This window comes from Colwellia sp. RSH04, from assembly GCF_003545765.1.
Taxonomy (GTDB): Bacteria; Pseudomonadota; Gammaproteobacteria; order Enterobacterales; family Alteromonadaceae; genus Colwellia.
Genome location: NZ_QXIO01000002.1, coordinates 64,054 through 83,564, shown reverse-complemented (window position 1 = coordinate 83,564; position 19,511 = coordinate 64,054). Strand labels below are relative to the sequence as shown.

General features: G+C 34.9%; 14 protein-coding genes and 1 pseudogene. 5 read left to right on the top strand and 10 right to left on the bottom strand.

Features of this window, described 5'->3' with window-relative positions; all coding sequences use genetic code 11:
• Nucleotides 1-45: 45 nt before the first annotated feature.
• The 3 genes from D1094_RS03870 to D1094_RS03860 form a co-directional block, all read right to left on the bottom strand.
• Entirely contained in the window at nt 46-879 is an 834-nt protein-coding gene (locus tag D1094_RS03870; RefSeq protein WP_118958789.1) for a LytTR family DNA-binding domain-containing protein, read from the bottom strand.
• Nucleotides 880-893: 14 nt separating this feature from the next.
• Nucleotides 894-1,958: a sensor histidine kinase gene (locus D1094_RS03865; protein WP_118958788.1), complete on the bottom strand. Its 1,065-nt coding sequence runs from the start codon at nt 1,956-1,958 to the stop codon at nt 894-896.
• 119 nt (nt 1,959-2,077) lie between these two features.
• Nucleotides 2,078-2,428, bottom strand: coding sequence for an HIT domain-containing protein (locus D1094_RS03860; RefSeq protein ID WP_118958787.1), 351 nt, complete (start codon nt 2,426-2,428; stop codon nt 2,078-2,080).
• Nucleotides 2,429-2,651: 223 nt separating this feature from the next.
• On the opposite strand from D1094_RS03860, the gene D1094_RS03855 reads away from it, so the two are divergent.
• A complete protein-coding gene (locus D1094_RS03855) occupies nt 2,652-3,722 on the top strand; it encodes a succinylglutamate desuccinylase/aspartoacylase family protein (RefSeq protein ID WP_118958786.1) in 1,071 nt (356 codons plus the stop codon).
• Nucleotides 3,723-3,837: 115 nt separating this feature from the next.
• On the opposite strand, the gene D1094_RS03850 is transcribed toward D1094_RS03855, so the two are convergent.
• Together D1094_RS03850 and D1094_RS03845 are read right to left on the bottom strand one after the other, a co-directional pair.
• A complete protein-coding gene (locus D1094_RS03850) occupies nt 3,838-5,016 on the bottom strand; it encodes a cystathionine beta-lyase (protein ID WP_118958785.1) in 1,179 nt (392 codons plus the stop codon).
• Between the two features lie 140 nt (nt 5,017-5,156).
• Nucleotides 5,157-7,592 (bottom strand): DNA polymerase II, encoded by a 2,436-nt coding sequence (locus D1094_RS03845; RefSeq protein WP_118958784.1) that lies wholly within the window; start codon nt 7,590-7,592, stop codon nt 5,157-5,159.
• A gap of 114 nt (nt 7,593-7,706) precedes the next feature.
• On the opposite strand from D1094_RS03845, the gene dinG reads away from it, so the two are divergent.
• Nucleotides 7,707-9,839, top strand: a complete 2,133-nt coding sequence (dinG, locus tag D1094_RS03840; protein WP_118958783.1) for an ATP-dependent DNA helicase DinG — start codon at nt 7,707-7,709, stop codon at nt 9,837-9,839.
• Between the two features lie 84 nt (nt 9,840-9,923).
• On the opposite strand, the pseudogene D1094_RS03835 reads toward dinG, so the two are convergent.
• The 3 genes and pseudogenes from D1094_RS03835 to pdsO all read right to left on the bottom strand — a co-directional run.
• Nucleotides 9,924-10,469: pseudogene (locus D1094_RS03835) on the bottom strand (di-heme oxidoredictase family protein); the annotation flags it as partial.
• Between the two features lie 363 nt (nt 10,470-10,832).
• Nucleotides 10,833-11,873 carry a sel1 repeat family protein gene (locus D1094_RS03830; protein WP_118958781.1) on the bottom strand — a complete coding sequence of 347 codons (1,041 nt, stop codon included), beginning with the start codon at nt 11,871-11,873 and terminating at the stop codon, nt 10,833-10,835.
• A 324-nt stretch (nt 11,874-12,197) separates the two neighbouring features.
• Nucleotides 12,198-12,977, bottom strand: a complete 780-nt coding sequence (gene pdsO, locus D1094_RS03825) for a sortase-associated OmpA-like protein PdsO (protein ID WP_182440093.1) — start codon at nt 12,975-12,977, stop codon at nt 12,198-12,200.
• Nucleotides 12,978-13,182: 205 nt separating this feature from the next.
• Between pdsO and pdsR the strand changes: the two genes are divergently transcribed.
• The 3 genes from pdsR (at nt 13,183) to D1094_RS03810 (ending at nt 16,592) form a co-directional block, all read left to right on the top strand.
• Nucleotides 13,183-13,875, top strand: a complete 693-nt coding sequence (gene pdsR, locus D1094_RS03820; protein ID WP_118958779.1) for a proteobacterial dedicated sortase system response regulator — start codon at nt 13,183-13,185, stop codon at nt 13,873-13,875.
• 1 nt (nt 13,876) lies between these two features.
• Complete coding sequence (gene pdsS / locus D1094_RS03815; RefSeq protein ID WP_118958778.1) at nt 13,877-16,102, top strand: proteobacterial dedicated sortase system histidine kinase; 2,226 nt, start codon at nt 13,877-13,879, stop codon at nt 16,100-16,102.
• Nucleotides 16,103-16,403: 301 nt separating this feature from the next.
• Nucleotides 16,404-16,592, top strand: a complete 189-nt coding sequence (locus tag D1094_RS03810) for a hypothetical protein (RefSeq protein WP_118958777.1) — start codon at nt 16,404-16,406, stop codon at nt 16,590-16,592.
• Nucleotides 16,593-16,731: 139 nt separating this feature from the next.
• Here the strand turns inward: D1094_RS03810 and D1094_RS03805 are convergent, their stop codons facing one another.
• A complete protein-coding gene (locus D1094_RS03805) occupies nt 16,732-18,036 on the bottom strand; it encodes a DUF3300 domain-containing protein (RefSeq protein ID WP_118958776.1) in 1,305 nt (434 codons plus the stop codon).
• 77 nt (nt 18,037-18,113) lie between these two features.
• Nucleotides 18,114-19,490: an ATP-binding protein gene (locus D1094_RS03800; RefSeq protein WP_310648345.1), complete on the bottom strand. Its 1,377-nt coding sequence runs from the start codon at nt 19,488-19,490 to the stop codon at nt 18,114-18,116.
• Between the last annotated feature and the right edge of the window lie 21 nt (nt 19,491-19,511).

Here is a 19,511-nt window from a genome sequence, read left to right as displayed (position 1 = left end):
ACTAAAAGAGCTACATGCTGTAGCTCTTTTAGTGTATATAATTAATTAGCTATTTATCGCCTGTTTAACCTTATCTTTATAACTTCTACTCACTTTCAACTCTTTACCATTTTTCATCACTAAAAAGTATTCACCATTAATTTGGCTACAAAATTTATCAATAAAGGTTTTATTGACAATTGTTGAACGATGATTTCTGATAAATTGTCTTGGATCAAGAGCTTCTTCTAGCTCTTTCATGGTTTTACGCAAAATATGCGTTGTTTCATTTTGAGAAGCATCAATTGCATGAACACACATGTAATCACCCGCAGCATCTATCCATAAAATATCTTTTACAGGGACTCTGCTAACTTCTCCACCATCTTTTATAGGCAAAATATCTGAATAGCTAGAAATACTCAACTCTTGATCATTCGCTAATTCCGACAAAATTTGCTGGTAATCATTACCTGTAACATCACTCACAAGTTTTACCAGTTTTGATTTATGTGCTTTATCGGTTGAACCTTGAAAATGTTGTTTTATTTTATCAATCGTTTGTGACAACCTTTCTTCATCTGCAGGCTTCATAATGTAATCTAAAGCGTGAACTTCAAATGCTTTAATTGCATATTGATCATAAGCCGTCACAAAAACAACCACAGGCATCTTTAAGCCTTGCTCTATAATACTTTCTAACACCTCAAACCCATTTAAGCCTGGCATTTGAATATCTAGGAACATTAATTCAACTTGATAAGCTCTAATTGCCTCTATCGCTTCTCGACCATTTGAGCATTGAGTAATTAAGTCAATCTCTTGGTGTTCTTGTAAACGAACAGACAATCCTTTTCGAGCAAGTGGCTCATCATCAACAATAATGGTTGATAACAACATGCATACTTCCTTTATTAAGTTAACTCATACGGTAGACGTATGTTAACTTTAACACCTGATGGTTTATTATGGGAGACAACCAAAGAATATTTTTTATTATAAAGGGCTTGTAGCCTTTCTTTTGTATTAACCAAACCTACACCACTTTCCCTATGCAAATTACCATTTACAATATCTGCACCGGGCCCATTATCAGCAATTTCGATCAATAAATCATGAGCAAACTGAGTTACTGTGATAGCAATTTCTCCGCCTTGTTCCTGCACGGCAACAGCATACTTTATCGCATTTTCAGCAAGTGGCTGTAATATCATGCTGGGTACAAGTGCATCTTGACACTCTTCATCAATATTAAAGGTAACGGTTAGCCTATCTTCAAAGCGGACCTTTTCTATCGCTAAATAAAGTTCAAGGGCTTGGATTTCACTTTCTAACGGGACTTTTTTCATCGGATCTTTATCTAATGAATAACGGAGAAATTCGCTGAGTTTGGTAACCATGCTATTGGCTGTTTTATTCTCTTTTACCAGAATTAAAGTCGAAATAGCATTTAAGGTATTAAATAAAAAATGAGGATTTAACTGATACCGTAACATTTTTAATTGTGCTTGATGAGCAACAGTATTCGCTTTTAAAACGTTTTGTTTCTCAATTTGCAACATTTGATAATACTTAGTACCAAAATACAAACAACTCCAACTTAATATGATATAGAAAGACCACAAACTTGATTGTGTATACATTAAGAGAAAATCAGGTTCATAGCCGTGTTTATATATTTCCCAATAATTAATATTTTTAACTATCTGCCATAACACACCCGTTACATAAGAAGAAATGATGACAACTAGGGCTATTTTAATCGGGGATAAATTCCAGGCACGTCGATATATATAGCGAAGAGGAACGGTTAACAACCAACCTGCATAAGCATTTAAAAAAATTATCACAACGAAGATATCTCGCAGATCATGCAGCAGAGATCCTAAATAATGCACTAATGCAAAACCAAACCACCCTGCTGTATGCACAAACCAAAAGAGACGCGTTCTATCTTCTAAAAATTCTTTCCAATTCACTCAATATGTCCATTTAACTATCACATAGTAAGTATGCGCTAGTGAAAATATAAGTCATTGCCTTTAATCGTATCATTCCATCCACTTATCGCATTTTCACTTATTGTTGATAGCTTACATCAAACACTTAGCATTGAGCCTAACGGTTGACCACCAAGTAAATGCATATGAATATGGTAAACCTCTTGGCCGCCATGTTCATTACAATTGATGATTAAGCGATATCCATTTTCGTCAATTCCCTCATCTTTAGCTAAACGTTTAGCGACGGTAACCATTCTTCCTAACGTCAACTCATCTTGCTCTGTAACATCATTAATTGTCGGTATTACTTTATTAGGCACAATTAATATATGACTTTCAACACGCGGTGCAATATCTCTAAATGCTGTTACTAAGTCATCTTGATAAAGTAAAGGCGTAGGTATTTCTTGACGAATTATTTTTGAAAAGATTGTTTCTTCAGACATTTATTAACCCTGTTAAGTTGAATATAAACATTTTTATTTTACCTAAAAACAAACTGAAATCATAAAAACATGATCTAAAAATAGAAAAATAAAAGAAATTATTGAATAACTTCAGTTTGTTGACCTTAATCAAAACCTTTTTTTAATACTCGTTCATGCTAAGTCATACCAAAGGATGTGCACATAGCAACATAATTATAAAACGAACAAATTAGGCAATATGATGGATATAGATTTTAGCGAAATCATTTATTTAAAAGATCCACAATGGCAAGAACTTCATGCTGACTATGTACAATTTTTATTATCAATGACTGGTCCAACCGTTATTGATATTACTGGAAAGGACACCAGTAAAAGCAGAGTATTTCTTACATTGATGCAAGGCGATGAACCCTCTGGATTTATAGCGATACATCGCTGGTTAACGACAAGAGAAGAAGAACTTCCACAAACCAATATTCGGTTTATTATTTGTTCAGTTGAGGCTGCAGCAGCTCACCCGCTATTTAGTCACCGTTATACTAAAGGCGGTATGGATATTAATCGCTGCTTTGGAAAGGCCTGCGATTCTGAATGTAATACCGAACTGCAAAAAGGTTACTGTCAACGAGCAAACCTCATCGAAACAGCAATTCGAGAAGTTAATCCTGAAATGGTTATTGATCTGCACAACTCATCAAGCCCTGGGCCAACGTTTGGTGTTAGCTCAATGATTACAACAGATACCTTATCGTTAGCGTCTTTCTTTTGCCAAACCTTAATATTATCAGATTTACATATTGGTTCTATTATGGAGCAAGATTTTAACTGCCCATTTATCACTATAGAATGCGGTGGACGAAAAGATGAACAAGCCCATGAAGTGGCTTTTGCGGGTATTAATCATGTCAGTCACTGTGAAAATATTGGCTATATCCATCAAGAAAAATCTGTTGATGTTATTTATAGACCGCTTCGCTTGCAACTAAAACCAGAAACCAAACTCTCTTACGCTGCTCACGACGAAGGATTTAGAGGAGTTACCCTAAAAGAAAATATTGAATTCTTTAATTACGGTAGTGCGCACCAAGACGAAATGCTTGGCTGGGTAGATTGCAACGGCCTAGAGAATTTACAGTTATTAAATAAAGGTGGTGAAGATGTTATTGATGAGTATTTTTATACCCGAGATAACCAATTAGTATGTCGCCACAACTTAAAACTATTTAAAGCAACAACTGATGTAAGTCGTGCAAAAAATGACTGTCTTTTTTATGTAGTAAAATTAACGAATAATGACCATAACCACTAGGGCGTGTTAATTTTTTCCTATAAATATTCTAGTATTTTAGAAAGCAGCAATGAGCAACACGACTAGATAGAAATCATATCCCCCTGAAATTATACTCTCAAGGGGATATCGTAGCTTAAGAATCAATAGCGTTATTTAATCTATCGAATGCTTTCTCTAAATCCTCAATTAAATCATCGGCGTTTTCTAAACCTATATGTACTCTAATAAGCGGATGCTTAGCTTGCCATTGAGTGGAAGTTCTTAATGATGCCACATTGGTAATACCTAATATCAAGCTTTCAAATCCGCCCCAAGAATAGCCCATTTTAAAATGCGATAAGCCATCTAAAAAAGGTTTTATTGTTTTTTTATCACCACGATTTAACACAAACGAAAATAAGCCATTTGAACCATTAAAGTCTCGATTAAAAAACTCATGACCTGGACATGATTCAAACGCAGGATGCAATATTGTTTCTACTTCGGGACGTTGTTCTAGCCACTTAGCCACTTTTAAAGCGTTTTCTTGGTGCTGCTTTAAACGAACCCCCAAAGTACGAACTCCTCTAAGGGCTAAATATAAATCATCTGGTGAAGTACATTGGCCCATCAAATAGCTATTGTCTCTGAGTTGTGGCCAGTATTTTTCACTTGCAGTCGCTGTACCTAACATAACATCAGAATGACCCACAATATATTTTGTTGCCGCTTGAATACTAATATCAACACCGAAATCAAAGGGTTTAAAGTTAATACCTGCTCCCCAAGTATTATCAAGCATAACAATACAATCATGCTGACGTGCCACTTTACTTATTGCTGGTACATCTTGTACTTCCATCGTAATTGAGCCGGGAGATTCTAAAAAGACGACACGGGTATTAGGCTTAATTAAACGTTCAATGTCTGCACCAATTAATGGATCGTAATAGGTAGTTGTTACCCCCATTTTAGCTAAAATCTTATCGCAATAATCCCGAGTCGGCTCATAGGCTGTGTCAACCATGAGAATATGATCTCCTGATTCAACAAAAGCTAATATTGCATTGGTAATTGCTGCTGTACCTGAAGGATACAGAGCACAACCTGCCCCTCCTTCTAAGGTTGTCATGGCATCACTAAATGCAAATGATGTTGTTGTTCCACGACGACCATAAACCATGGTCTCATTAAAGCGATTAGCAACAGCATTATTCATTTCATCAACAGTTTCAAACACGACAGTTGATGCCCTTGTTACGGGTGGGTTTACAACCCCTTTTGTCCATTTTGCACTGCGTCCAGCTGTAACTATTTTTGTTTCTTCTTTCATTAGTGAACCTTTTTTACAATGATATTGCGTAAGTAGAATGCTGAATTATTCAATTCGTACCAGCTATCTAGCCATCTAAACGTTTATAAGTAATTTATACCTTGAAATGAGTATTGTTGCACGTAATATATTGCTCAAAGTTAAAATAAACCGAGTTGGTTTGTCGTAATATCATTAAAATTTTTATTGATGAAAGGAAGAATGGCATCCGCCACTGCACATAATTGTCTATCAATATAAAACTGATAATCTATGGTACTTTCACGTTGTTCCTTTACTTGCGGGCCATTAAGCGTAATAAAATATTCTATCCAGCCCTTTCCTTGATATTTTAATGGTTTACCTAGCTCTGCGTTATGTTTATCAGCTAAACGCGCTGCTTTAACATGAGGCGGTACATTTTTTATATAGGATGACAGCTTTCTTCTGATACGTTTTCTATATACTAATTTATCGTCGTACTGGCCAGATAACGTCTTTCGCACCGTATCTCTAATATATTCGTCAACATCTTCATCATTAAATACTTTATGATAAAGCGTTTGTTGAAACTCTTTTGCCAACTGAGTCCAATCAGTTCTAACACTTTCAAGGCCTTTAAATACGATATGACTTTGACCATTTTCATTAGTGATCATGCCAGCATATCGTTTCTTAGTTCCTAGTTCACTGCCTCGAATTGTCGGCATAAGAAACTTACTAAAGTGTGTTTCAAATTCAATTTCTAACTCACAATCAAGTTGGTATACCTCTTTAATATGATGTTGCCATTTATTATTAATATAGTGTTGCAATTCAGTCCCTAAAGACATAATTTGATTTTCTTCGCCGTCTTTAACATGAACAAAAATTGAATCAGTATCACCATAAATAACTTGATATCCTTTATCATGTATCCATTGCTTAGTCGTTTTTAAAATATCATGTCCACGTTTAGTTATCGCACCTGATAAGCGAGGGTCGAAAAACCGACACCCTGTGGACCCTAGAACGCCATAAAAGCTATTCATAATAATTTTTATCGCTTGTGACAAAATAGCATTACGCTCTTTTTTCGCTTTATCTCGCTCATCCCAGAGTGACGTTATGATATCGGGTAAAAAGTGTTTTTGACGAGAAAAGTAAGCGCCGTCGTAAGCAGGAATTGCTTGATGGCCAACAGTTTTTTGTGCATTTTCTTTGTGTTCTAGTAAGCCTTCAATTAAGCCCATTGGATCAATTTTAAATGTTCGAATAATACTTGGGTACAATGACTTAAAATCTAGAACCAACACATTATTGTATAAACCCGGTATTGAATCCATAACATAGCCACCTGGAGAAACTAGCTCAGAATCACCATCGCCCATATTAGGCGCTATATAGCCACTTCGGTGTAATTTAGGTAAATAAAGGTTAGTAAACGCAGCAACCGAACCTCCAACACGATCAATAGATAGACCTGTTAATTGAGCTCTTAATATTGCAAACGCTAATAATTGTTCTTGTGAAAATATTAGAGAAACTAAGCGACAGTCCTCTAGATTATATTGAGCCAATGCAATTTTATCGTGCCGGAAGTTATTGATGATTTCTTGCACTCGATTATCAACATCACTGACTTTTTTTGATAAGCCCAATAACGAATTCGCGACAAAATCTAAGGAAAAACTTGGAAAACTGTATGTGGCTGTTTTTAATAAGTCGATACCATCAAGAACAACTCTACCCGCAATATAAATATAATATTGTTCATTATTTTGACTACGCCACCTTACTTTAGTGTTATCTCTACCGATGACAAATAAAAGAGCATGATAATCACAACGCTTTTGTAATAACCTAAAATCAAAATTAATGACATTCCAACCAATGATAATATCGGGGTCAAAAGATCGCACTTCATTAATAAAGTATTGTAAAAGCGCTTTTTCATCTTTTACCCAAACAATATATTGCTCATCGCATTCTTGTGGTTGACCTATCATAAACACTTTTTGATAATCACAATGGTTTATCGCGTTGTGTTGCGAAGCTAAAGAAAACATACCTATAGAAAATAGCTCTCCTTCCATTGAGCACTCAATATCAATGGAGAGCATGGATAATGTCGTTTTATCACTTTTCTTTGCTTTTTTGCATTTTACTTGTGAATACGAAAGATAGTTGTCTTTAACATGTACGTGACCGGTGAAGTCAATATCCGCAGTTATAAAGCGCTCCATTAAAAAGCGCTCTTCTGGTCTTATATCATCTTCATAGCACTTTATACTGTTAGACTTAAGTAACTCTCTTGCTTGGTAAAAATCATTTAATGAATAAAAATAAATACCTGCTACTTGTTGTTGATTAAACGTTTTGAGATCTAAGACTTTATGCTGTGCAGAAGGTATACGATTAGTGCTTAATAGAGTTAAGGCACTCCCGAGTACTTCAATTTCTACGAATAATAAAGTAAGTTCGTCTTCAATGAGTAGCTTAGTTATACCTGAAGCTGTTTTTACCCACAAAACAATGTGTAGCTTGTTATCTACATCAAACGCACTTTTAGAAAGTACAAAACCAGAATGAATGTCTTGCTTAGTCAATTGCTTCATCTTTTAAGTTCGTGAAACATGATTTATCACTAACACCACTAGGTCAGCCATAAAAAACCTGTTAATATATACAGCAGTGTACTGTATTCTACTATCGATGGAAATAGCCAACTAATGCTAACTGATAAGTTAAAAGAAACAATTCGTAATGCGCACAAAGCTATTGGCGAGAATTTGCCAAACTATATGCCACGTAAACAACAGAATTTATTAGTTGCAGAAATTGCAAAAACATTAGCGGGTGAATATTCAAAAGACAGAAGAATAATCACCATAGAAGCTGGAACAGGAACAGGTAAGTCGTTAGCTTATTGTTTAAGCACAATTCCACTCGCCTTAGCAAAAAGTAAAAAAGTGTGTATTTCTACAGCGACCGTAGCATTACAAGAGCAGTTGGTTAATAAAGATTTACCCTTTTTAAAAAAGTATGCTGGCCTAAACTTTGAGTTTGTCCTTGCTAAAGGCAGGCAAAGGTATGTATGTCGTCAAAAATTAACTCAGGCTGTATCAACAGACTCCCCACAAGTAGGTTTTACTTTTGCTGAAAAGCCAAAAGCAAATGATATACGAACGTTAAATGCTATGCATAAAGCACTTTTAGATGGCAGTTGGCAAGGCGATATTGATTCATGGCAATCAACCTTACCTCAGCATATTTGGCATCAGGTACAATGTGATAAACACAGCTGTTTAAAGCATTTATCCGAACATAGTCATTGCCCATTTCACAAAGCAAGAGAAACAATGGAGCAAGCAAATGTATTAGTAGTAAATCACAGTTTATTGCTTGCTGATTTAGAGCTAGGTGGTGGTAGAATCCTTTCTACGCCAGAAGATACCTACTATGTAATAGATGAAGCTCACCACCTACCCAAGGTAACGCGTGACCACTCAAGTGCTAATATGACCTTAAAAGGTGCGATAGATTGGCTTAAAAAAATAAGTGAAACTGGCGACAAAATGGCAAAGCTTATCAAATCACAAAAAGCAATTTCACCAGCATTAAAATTAGCAGACGACTGCCAAGACTTACTGATAGAAATACAAAAAGTACTTACTTTCATCGAAAATAATAGTGCTGTGTACTTTCCTGCTAGCCATGAAGATGAACAATCAAATTTTAAGAAGAATGATGAGCAAGTCTATCGTTTTGAAAATGGAATCATACCAAAAACACTGAAAAACTGGTCTCACGATATAAAAGAATTGAGTAAAAAAACGCTTAGCAGTTTAAACAAGCTCTACAATATTTTAATTGAAGCAGTAAAAGAAGGTGATACTCAAATGTATCTAGCTGAACCTCTGTTGGGTGAAGCTGGCTTTTTAATACAGCGTTTAGAAAACTTAGAAGCGTTATGGACTATGTATGCTAAAACAGATAGAGAACACGGTGCACCAACGGCAAGGTGGTTAGAAAACCTCACCGCAAATGATAAAAGAAAACGACAAGATTATATGCTTTGTGCTTCCCCTATTGATGTCGGTTTCGCGCTTGAAGATATGCTTTGGAGCCAATGTGCAGGAGCAGTTTTATGTTCAGCAACGCTTATGGCATTAAATTCTTTTGATCATTTTCGTTACCAAGCAGGCTTAAGAAAAGATGATGGTAGTCAATATCAACATGTTAATTCTCCTTTTGATTATCAAAAAAATGCCGAATTAGTGGTTGCAAAAATGAATAATGAGCCTAGTTCACCTGAGTTCACTGACGAACTGATTGAAAAGATCCCTTCATTACTGGCCCAATCTAAAGAGCAATGTGCAAGCTTAGTATTGTTCTCTTCTTATTGGCAGATGGAGAAAGTCGCAAAAAGTTTACGAGATGATCATCAATTAAAAATTTTGGTTCAGGGTGAAGACTCAAGGCAATACATAATTGATAAGCATAAAGAGAATTGTGATAACAATAAAAGCAGTATAATCTTTGGTACACAGAGTTTTTCTGAGGGACTTGATTTACCTGGTAACTATTTAACAAACTTAATTATCACTAAACTCCCCTTCTCGGTGCCAACGTCACCTGTTGAACAAGCACAAGCCGAGCATGTAACGGCAAAAGGCGGTAACCCGTTTATGACATTATCAGTGCCTGACACATCAAAAAAACTGGTTCAAGCATGTGGTCGTTTACTTAGAAATGAAAAAGATACTGGACAGATATTTTTGTTAGATAAACGAGCAGTTACTAAACGTTATGGCAAACAACTTTTAGATTCATTGCCTCCTTTTAAGCGTATTATTGAGTAACATTTCTACTTAGTAAATCAAGCTTAAACCACACTTTAAAATGATTTAAGCTTATTTGCATTTGCTCAAGCGTTAATTTGCCATTTATAAAGAGATGACAAAAGCGATTAATGCTTTTCTGTTATCGCTGGTTAACGCCATAAAATCTTGTTTACTTTTATTGGCTTCACCACCATGCCATAAAATAGCTTCTTCGATGGTAGATGCTCTGCCATCATGTAAAAAACCAGCTGCAGGGTTAACCGTTTTAGTTAAGCCTATTCCCCAAAGTGGTCTTGTTTTCCACTCAAGTCCTGAAGCCATAAAATCTCTTCTATTGTCTGCTAAACCATCACCTAAATCATGAAGAAGCATATCGGTAAATGGATATATTGTTTGATTTTTTAAACCTTCTGGAGCAATAACACCACCAATAGTTTGTTCACTTGATGTAACAAAGCTCGGGTTATGACATCCGGTACAATTAACTTGTGTAAATAACTGAGCTCCTTTTATTACAGATTCATTGTCAATATTTCTTCGTTGAGGAACAGCTAAGGTTTCAGCATAGAAAACAACATTATCAGAAAATTGTTGGCTTGCTTCAGGATCGCCATTTTCATCTGCTCCTGTATCGACATAGCCAGTTCTCTTTTCTATTGCTTTTAACTGCTCTTTCTGAAGATCAAATTGTTTTTGTAAGTTATCTTCTTTTGATGCATATGTGCTAGTAGAAAACAGACCAATTATAATTATTGAATAAGTTATTTTATTGAATTTCATGTGTTGTTACATTTGTTAATTTCAACAAATGATAATGATTATCAAACACAAATGCAACTACAAATGATAACAATTATCACTTGCATAATTGTTGTTCGGCTTTATGTCTTCGTTATTGGACTTTGTAGATTTGTAGACTATTTTAAAGTGTCTGAAGGTTTAATAAAGAACAGACAAAAAAAAAGTACTTAAATTACTTTAAGTACTTTTTTAACAAAATAAACTAGAATATTATTTTGTAGCAGTTGCCGTTTTAGAGAATTTTATATTAACTCCTGAATTAACAAGGTCTTGATAAAAGTCATCTATAGTACAGCTTTCCACTTGTTTACAGACAATTGTGTATTTTAAAACTGCAGGCTCATATGCTTGTAATGCTGCTTGTTTTAATATCGCTAACGCTTCAATTTCATCTTTAGAAACACCTTTACCTGTTAAGTAAAGCTGAGCGAGATTAACCTGCCCTGGTGCATAACTCTTTGCGGCAGAATTTGAAAATTGCTTATAAGCTTGTTCATCATTCATCACACCGTCAAGTTTTAATAACTCTTCACCAGCAGCATTTTCTTTTTTGCCCGGAATGAATAATTTATTCTTACTTTCAAACTGTTTGTCTGGTATTACAACATTACCATCTAACATGTTTCCATCTGGTCTGCGTGCAAGTGTAATTGCGCCACTGTCAATCATGGCTTCAAGTTCAGCTATTTTGAAATCATGTCTTCTTTCTTGGAAGAAACGACCAAAACGTAATTGACCATAACGAATTGCTTCACCTAATTCGTGTTCTTGTAGATAAAAATAGCTACTGTACTTAATTGTAACAACATCACCTGTTAAATCAGTTACTTTAGCCATTCTATATTTTTCAGAAGGTCTTAAGTTATCTTGAATTAAGCGAAAATCAAGATAATATAAATCACCAATAACAGGATCAGCAATATAAGCTCTTGTTTGTGTATCAAGAACATGTTTTTCATAGAAGTAATTACCCGCAATGGCACCTACTAATAAAATAACAAAAGCAATCAGTTTAAAGCGATGTTTTACTAACCAAGGATCAGGATCTGATTTATCAATGGTATATCGATAAAATTCACCCTCTTTTTGGTTTTTATTCTTCTTTCTTTCTCTTTTTTCTTTACGAGAAAGTTTCACAGGCTTTTGCTCTGCACGTGCTTCTTCTTGCATATTTTCGGGCGCTTTAGAAGAAGTTTGACTTTCTGGCAATACTTCTTCTTCTTCATATTGGCGAATTGCTGCTTGTGGCATAACCGCTCCTTATATTTATTTTGTCCATTAATACCATTCGTGTACAAATTATACAAGGGTTAATTTCATGTTAATAAAAATTAATGTATTCATTATGTTAGTACCGTATTTTTCGTAGTTTATTAAAACTAATTATTAAATGCCGTTTTACCATTCATAATAAAAATACTTATCAACAACTTATAATTGTATAATGTATACTCAAATTGTAACAAAAAGTACATAGGATCACTACTGATCCTATGTACTTTTTTTCTTATATTTTATAGGCGTTTATTTTACCTCCATTTCAGTATTAGTACAATTGTTTAATTATCAAACGATTCATCTTTTTGCAGTTTGGACATGATCATGGTGAATTTTAAGTACAACACGACGATCATAAAAATTTCTTTCTTGTTTTTTATTCGCTGCTATCGGTGATTTCTCTCCAAATGCGAATGTAGCAATTTGACTTTCATTAACACCCTGAGCCATTAACAACTTTTTAACACTGGTTACTCTTTCTTTCGATAAATTTAGATTTATGCTCTCTTCACCAAACATGTCGGTGTAGCCTGAAAGGTCAATTTTCATCTCTGGCTCATTATTTAAAAGCTCTGCTACACCAGCAATTTGCTCTTGATAGTGAGGTGCTATATCACTAGAACCTGTCGTAAACTGTAAACTCATTAAAATACTATTAATGCTTTCAAAATTCCGCTCCTGTTCAGACATTGATACCGAGGCTAATTGGTTTTGAAATTCTCGTTCTATTTCTCTCATCTCCCTTTTATGTTCAGATAATTGGATATCATTTTTTTCTTTTGCTTTAAGTAAGCTAATAGCTAAACTTTCAGCCTCATTGGAAACATTTATATGTTTTGCGATTAATGTCCCTGTTATTCCAGCGACAAAAGCGCCAATAGGGCCTGCAACGACAGCACCAATAACAGCACCCGTGCCAAAGCCAATGTTCTCATTATCTACCTTCTCTTGATGCAATTCTTCACTGGATAAGGCGTGATCTTTGGGTGCCGTTGCGCTTGCCTGTGCAGGTAAATTAATTAAACTAGCCATTAATACACCAATAACTACATTGTGTTTAGTTATAATATTTTTCATCATTATTTCCTCTGTTTCGTTTTCATTACGTTGTATTGTTTTAACAGCCTTAATTAAACAGGAATAATCAGTTCCTCAAATGTTGTAAAAATGGCGATATAAGGAACAAATGTGGCAACAATATGGCAATATCAAAAATGTGGCGCACATTATAAAAATATTCGTTATAGTCCTTTCATAAAAAGTAAGAAGGTTTTTAAGAGTTATGTCAAAAAGAATTGCTATTGTTGAGGATGAGTGTGCTATTAGAGAAAATTATGCTGATGTATTACGCAATCAAGGATATCAAGTGCAAACCTACGCAAATCGTGAAGACGCCACACTAGCCTTTAATTTGCGTCTACCTCATCTAGTTATTTTAGATATTGGACTTAATGATGATTACGATGGTGGCTTTATACTTTGTCAGCATTTAAGAAGTCTATCAGCAACCTTACCTATTATATTCCTAACAGCCCGCGATAATGATTTTGATACTGTGTCGGGTTTAAGAATAGGTGCTGATGATTATCTAACTAAAGATATTAGTTTGCCGCATTTAACAGCTCGTATATCCGCGTTATTTAGACGTGAAGATGCGCTAAAAAAGCCTGTAAATAATGATCATATTTTAACTTGTGGTGACTTATCAATTGATAGTCAACGAATGTCTATTAGCTGGTTGAAACAAAGTATAGATTTAACAATTACTGAATTTTGGCTTGTACATGCTTTAGCAAAACACCCTGGCCATGTAAAAAATAGAAACCAATTAATGACAGATTCTAATATTTACGTTGATGACAGTACCATTACCTCACATATTAAACGAATTAGAAAAAAGTTTGCCTTAATTGATAATCAATTTGATTGCATAGAAACGGTTTATGGCATGGGCTATCGCTGGGTAGCTAGTTAATATGTCTTTACGTGATATCCGTTTTGGTTTACGTGGCAAATTATTACTTTTATCGAGTTTTTTATTCGTCATTCCTTGGTTTGGATATCAATACGTTTGGGAGATGGAAAAATATTTAAGATATGGCCAAGAACAAACCATTGTTGGTACTGCCCGAGCTCTTGCTACCGCTCTTCACGAACGTCCTAATCTATTTGAAAACCAAGCTAGCTTTTTACCTAGTGTTGAAAAAGGTAAAGACTTATATGGTTACCAATTGAATGAACCTATTCGACTAGACGGCCTAAAACACGATTGGCCTAAATTCGAGCAAGGTACATTCTACTATACAGATAAGCATCTTATTGCGACTGAAAATGTCAATGCTTCTAATCATAAACAACCAATAAATGAATCGACCAATAGTTTTAGTGTAAGTGTAGGTAAATATGACAAATACCTTTATATATTTTTTAGTGTTATAGATAACAAAGTAGTATTACGTGGAAAAAATAATCGTAGTGTCGTTAACAATGATCACTTGCTCTTATCTTTCATCGATGAAAATGAACAATTCAAACGTTTTGTCGTCAGTAATAAAGTTGCGGGATGGCTTTCAGCATTTGAATTAGTTGATAATAAAATCGCTCCGCGAACTCCATCTCCTCCACTTATCCCTGCACCAAAAATTCAAGGTCACTGGTTAACCACAACTCAAGGTTATAACATTGAGTTAAGGATCCCTCTATCCGATATAGGCGATAAAATTGCTTTTGCCATTGCTGACGTTGATGTCGATGATGGCAAAGTACAAAGTATTATAGGCTCTGCAGATCCAAATAATGAACACAGTTTAGGCACTATATTAGTACCTTCACCAGAAATAGAAAGAATAGTAAATGGTATGAGCCACACAAACTCGAGTATTTGGGTGATTGATCATCACCATAGAGTATTAGCAAGTACCGGTTCATTAAAAACAGCGGGAGGATTTTGGCAAAATAATACATTGCCTCAAGATGCCGACAATAATAGCTTATGGGGAAACTTTAAAGAAAAGTTACTTTTGCCCTTGTACTACAAGATACTAACGAAACCGCCAACAAACTTTATTGATAAACTTTATGATGCTCAACATTTAACAGGCAAACACATAATTAAAGCGCTTTCAGGTAAAGCGACCTCACAGTGGCGTTTAACTACCGATCAGCAAGCATTAGTGCTTTCAGCAGCATACCCTATTTTTATTGAAGGTAATGTAAAAGGAGCTGTTATTGTTGAGGAAACAACTAATGGTATTAGAACGCTTAGAAACCAAGCATTAGAAAAACTATTTAGTGTCATACTTGCCATTATGATTTTAGGTGCATTAACCTTTATTTTATTTGCCACGCGAATTACCTCAAGAATAAGAACATTGAGTAATCAAGCTGAATTGGCGATTGACGAACATGGTCGAATTACAGGTGATATAGAGACCTCTGTTACTAATGACGAAATAGGCGATCTTTCTCGAAGTTTTTCTCGTGCAATAGACCGCTTAAAACAGTATAACCATTATTTAGAGCATATGTCTTCTAGGTTATCTCATGAACTAAGAACTCCCATTGCAGTAGTAAAAACGTCGCTTGAAAACCTTAACCTCCAACAAGGTAATAGCAACAGTAGTTCAAGTCATTTATATATTGAAAGAGCCCAAGCAGGTATTAACACCTTAAATCAAATTTTAACTAACATGAGTGAGGCCACAAGATTAGAGCAAATGTTGAATAATACTGAAAAAACAGCTTTCAATATTAAACAAATTATCTCAGGTTGTATTTTAGGTTATCAAGAGGTGTACAAAGGAGTGAGCTTCAACCTTAATTATCATGATTTAGATAGTACTACACCACTATATATAAACGGTTCTCCTGAACATATCGTTCAATTACTTGATAAGGTAATTAATAATGCTGTTGATTTTAGTGAAGATAATATTATTACCATTGATGTAAAAGGTGATAAGGAGGTTGTAGAAATTAAAATTACTAATAACGGCATCCATTTACCAGAAGCCATGGTAAATGGATTATTTGATTCAATGATATCAATTCGAACTAAAAGTAAGCATAGCCAACCGCATTTAGGCTTAGGTTTATATATCGCTCGATTGATATGTCACTTTCATCACGGCAGTATTAGTGCTCAAAATCATGACAAACCAAAGGGTGTCACCATAAAGATTGTATTGCCATTGTTAAAGTAATGTGTAAATTATAAAACAACAGCAATTGCATGATCTGCATTAGGTCAGGCTACTCTTGCTTGAAACTGTTAATTAGTTTACTGATTAATTTGGGTCTGTCAGGAATGATTAAAAGATTTCAACAATATTTTCTCGTTTACACTCATAGTTAACCTTATTTTTATTCTATTTTAAGTGCTTTTTCCTAGACATAAATTAAATATTAATTAGAATACCAACATCTTAGCAAAGACGCTTGGATGGCTAAAGAACCTCGGATTCATGGCCAAACCTTGAAAATTTATTGACCTGGAGAAGTAAAATGAATGTTGATCAACATATTAAAGTAGCACAATGGCATTTAGAACAAGCACGTTTACACAATGTAAGCGAGCACACCTGTGGTTGTCCACCAAACAAGCACGACCAACGCGCAATTGACGCTGTTGAAGCTGGTTTAATCGAAGAAGAAAAGTCTTGTACTCTAGAAGCTAAAGAAGCTCGCGCTTAATTGACTTCGTGATGTTGGTATGACTTAGGCATAACCAACATCACTCTTTACTACTGTCTTCTAATACACACCCCCTCCCCCAAAGAACACATTAATCAAAATTATCACCCCTACTTTAATTACATATCGTCCTAGATGTTTACCGCTCTCTTGGTTTTGAATGTTTATTAGTCTTGTTATATCTTGTCTTTGTTTGCTGTTTGGTCTTATGTTTTACTTTTGATCCAGTATGTAAAGAATATTTATGCTTGCTTACTTTTGTTTGATTAAAATGTTTTGACTGTTTAGGTTCTCTAACATTATGTCGAGCAATGGTGTCCTTAGTATACATATTGCTGTGCCTGACTTTGTTGGCATATTTCACATGTTTATTGCTCTTTATAACACTATGATCATTAGCTATTTTTACTTTGTTAACGTGCTTTACAGTTCGACCAGCCTTTTTATGAGTTATTACATTTTTATGTGGCTTTGCTAGCTTATTTTTAACTTGAATATAATGTGGTTTAATTTTTGTTATACGACTTTTAGGTTGGTATCTATGATTCAATTTAGCGTGACTATACTTTACACCTCTTCTATGTGTTGGCTTATGAAACCAGCGTTTTGAACCTGAACTTCTTACTACCTTTCTTCTACTATGGTGTGGGTAATGAATTCTTTTCGGGTAAGGTGTTACAACAACATGCTTTCTATGCCAATGAAACGTACCAAAGTAAAAATGTGCTGAGATATGAACCGCATTATGCCAATAAAATGGATTATAGCGTCCATAACTATAATGCCTTGCATATATATTTCTTGGTACATGCCAAAATATTGGTGGGTAATGCGACCATCCCCAATGTCCATAAACAACACGAGTATCATAATAAGGCACATAGATGACTTTTTGTTCAATAGGCTCAATCACAATATGACTTTGTTCATAGCTAATCGTCATATTCGACATATTATCTAAGCTACCTGACGCTTGAGCCTTTCTTCTAAGTTGTTGAATACTTTCTAAGACTTGACTTTCATTGAGTAAAAAAGCATCTCCAACTTTTTGAGTCCACGCTAAATCATCATTTAGTCGTTTTAACACAGAAGGAAAGCTAATGAGCACTTTAACACTTTCATCCCATTCTTTCTTTTTAAGCTTTTTCGCTATTTTCTGATCTGTATAATTTTGGTGTTTAGTTAGCCAGCGTTTTGCATGAACTACTTCTAAAGGATAAGTTGTCGCAATAAGAATATGTGTGAGTAAAGTGTCTGGGTAGAGAGCAATTGGCGCTAATAATTGTGCAAGTTCGCCCTGTTCTAATTGAATATTATCACTGTTATCTGGTTCGTAATATTTTGATGACTCATATTGAAGGTTCTCAGATGTTACCCCAGTTGCATAAGCAAATGGTTGTAATAAAAATAAGACACTTGTAATCATTAATTTATAGTTGTTCATAAGCTACCTCCTGCTATTTACAGCAAGAATACATTAAGGTAACTGAACAAAGCCTGAACAAGTATTATTAGGGGCTGCTATGCTTTTTGACTGTCAAACTGAAGTATAAATTTTGCACCTGATAGTTTTTCTGAGGTAGATATCAGTAATTGACCTTGATAACTACTCACTAAATCTCTAACAATGGCAAGACCAATACCATGTCCCTGCTGATAACTATCAATACGAACACCACGCTTAAATATTTGCTCACGTAATTCGGTATCAATGCCTTTACCATCATCTTCAATGTTAATACTTAATTTTAGGGTATCACGCTTTACTGACACCGCAACACTGCTATTACAGGCTTTACAAGCATTATCAAGAAGATTACCTAGCATTTCTAACAAGTCTGATTCATCACCTCTAAAAGAGGCACTCGATTGGCAATCGAGCTTAAAAGTAATATTTTTGTCTGCGTAAATTTTACTTAATGTCGATATTAATTTTTGTAATACAGCATTGATCGTTATGGCTTTATGCCAAGATACTTCACCTGCACTTTGAGCACGTTTTAATTGATGCTCGATCATATTATTTATAATATCTAGTTGCTCTTTAGTGCTGTGAGTTATGTCGTCATGGCTCTGAATAACTGCCAATGGGGTTTTTAAACTATGAGCTAGATCTGATAAGGCATTTCTATACCGGGTGCGTTGATTTTGTTCTGTTTTTAACAAAAGGTTTACTTGCTTTGTTAACGGGTGCAACTCTGTAGGATATTCTTTTTCTAATGATGAAATGTTTCCTTGTTCGATTTCATGTACTTCTTCTTTAAGTTGCTGTAATGGTTTGAACATCCAGCGTAACCAAAACCATTGCATAAATGCAATAAATGACATTAACAAAAAAAGCCATAACCATAACGATTGAGTAAATTGATCGATTGCATCGTTAAACTCATTTTTATCTTTAATCAAATGTAGCGTAACGGGAAAATCAACCAGCTCAGAATCATCTCCGTTGCTTGTAAAACTCACGGAAAAACTATAAATAAAATGAGCTTGTTCGTTGATCATTAACGTAGAGAACTTACTCTCTCCCACTTTGGGGCTGCTTTCTATAATGGGCAGCTCTACAGTAAGTAATGAATTTGATTGCCACAAAACATAATTTTTGTTGTGAAATACATTATTTTTAGCGGCAGTAATCACACTATATAGGCCTGAACCACTTACATTAAACAAGTTTTCCGTTAATTGTTCAGGCATGTATACAGCATTATTCTCAACTTCAGTTACCGCTAAAATAGAATAACTATAGGCACTTAATTCTTTCTCTAGCGCATTGACTAATCTATTTTCAAAAGATTTAGTAAGCACTATGCCTATTGCTGGTAGCAATACAAGTACGATAATACTCGCACTAGCGAGCATACGAAGTTTTAATGAATGTATAGGGATATTAAGCACAATAATAACTATCTAGCCAAA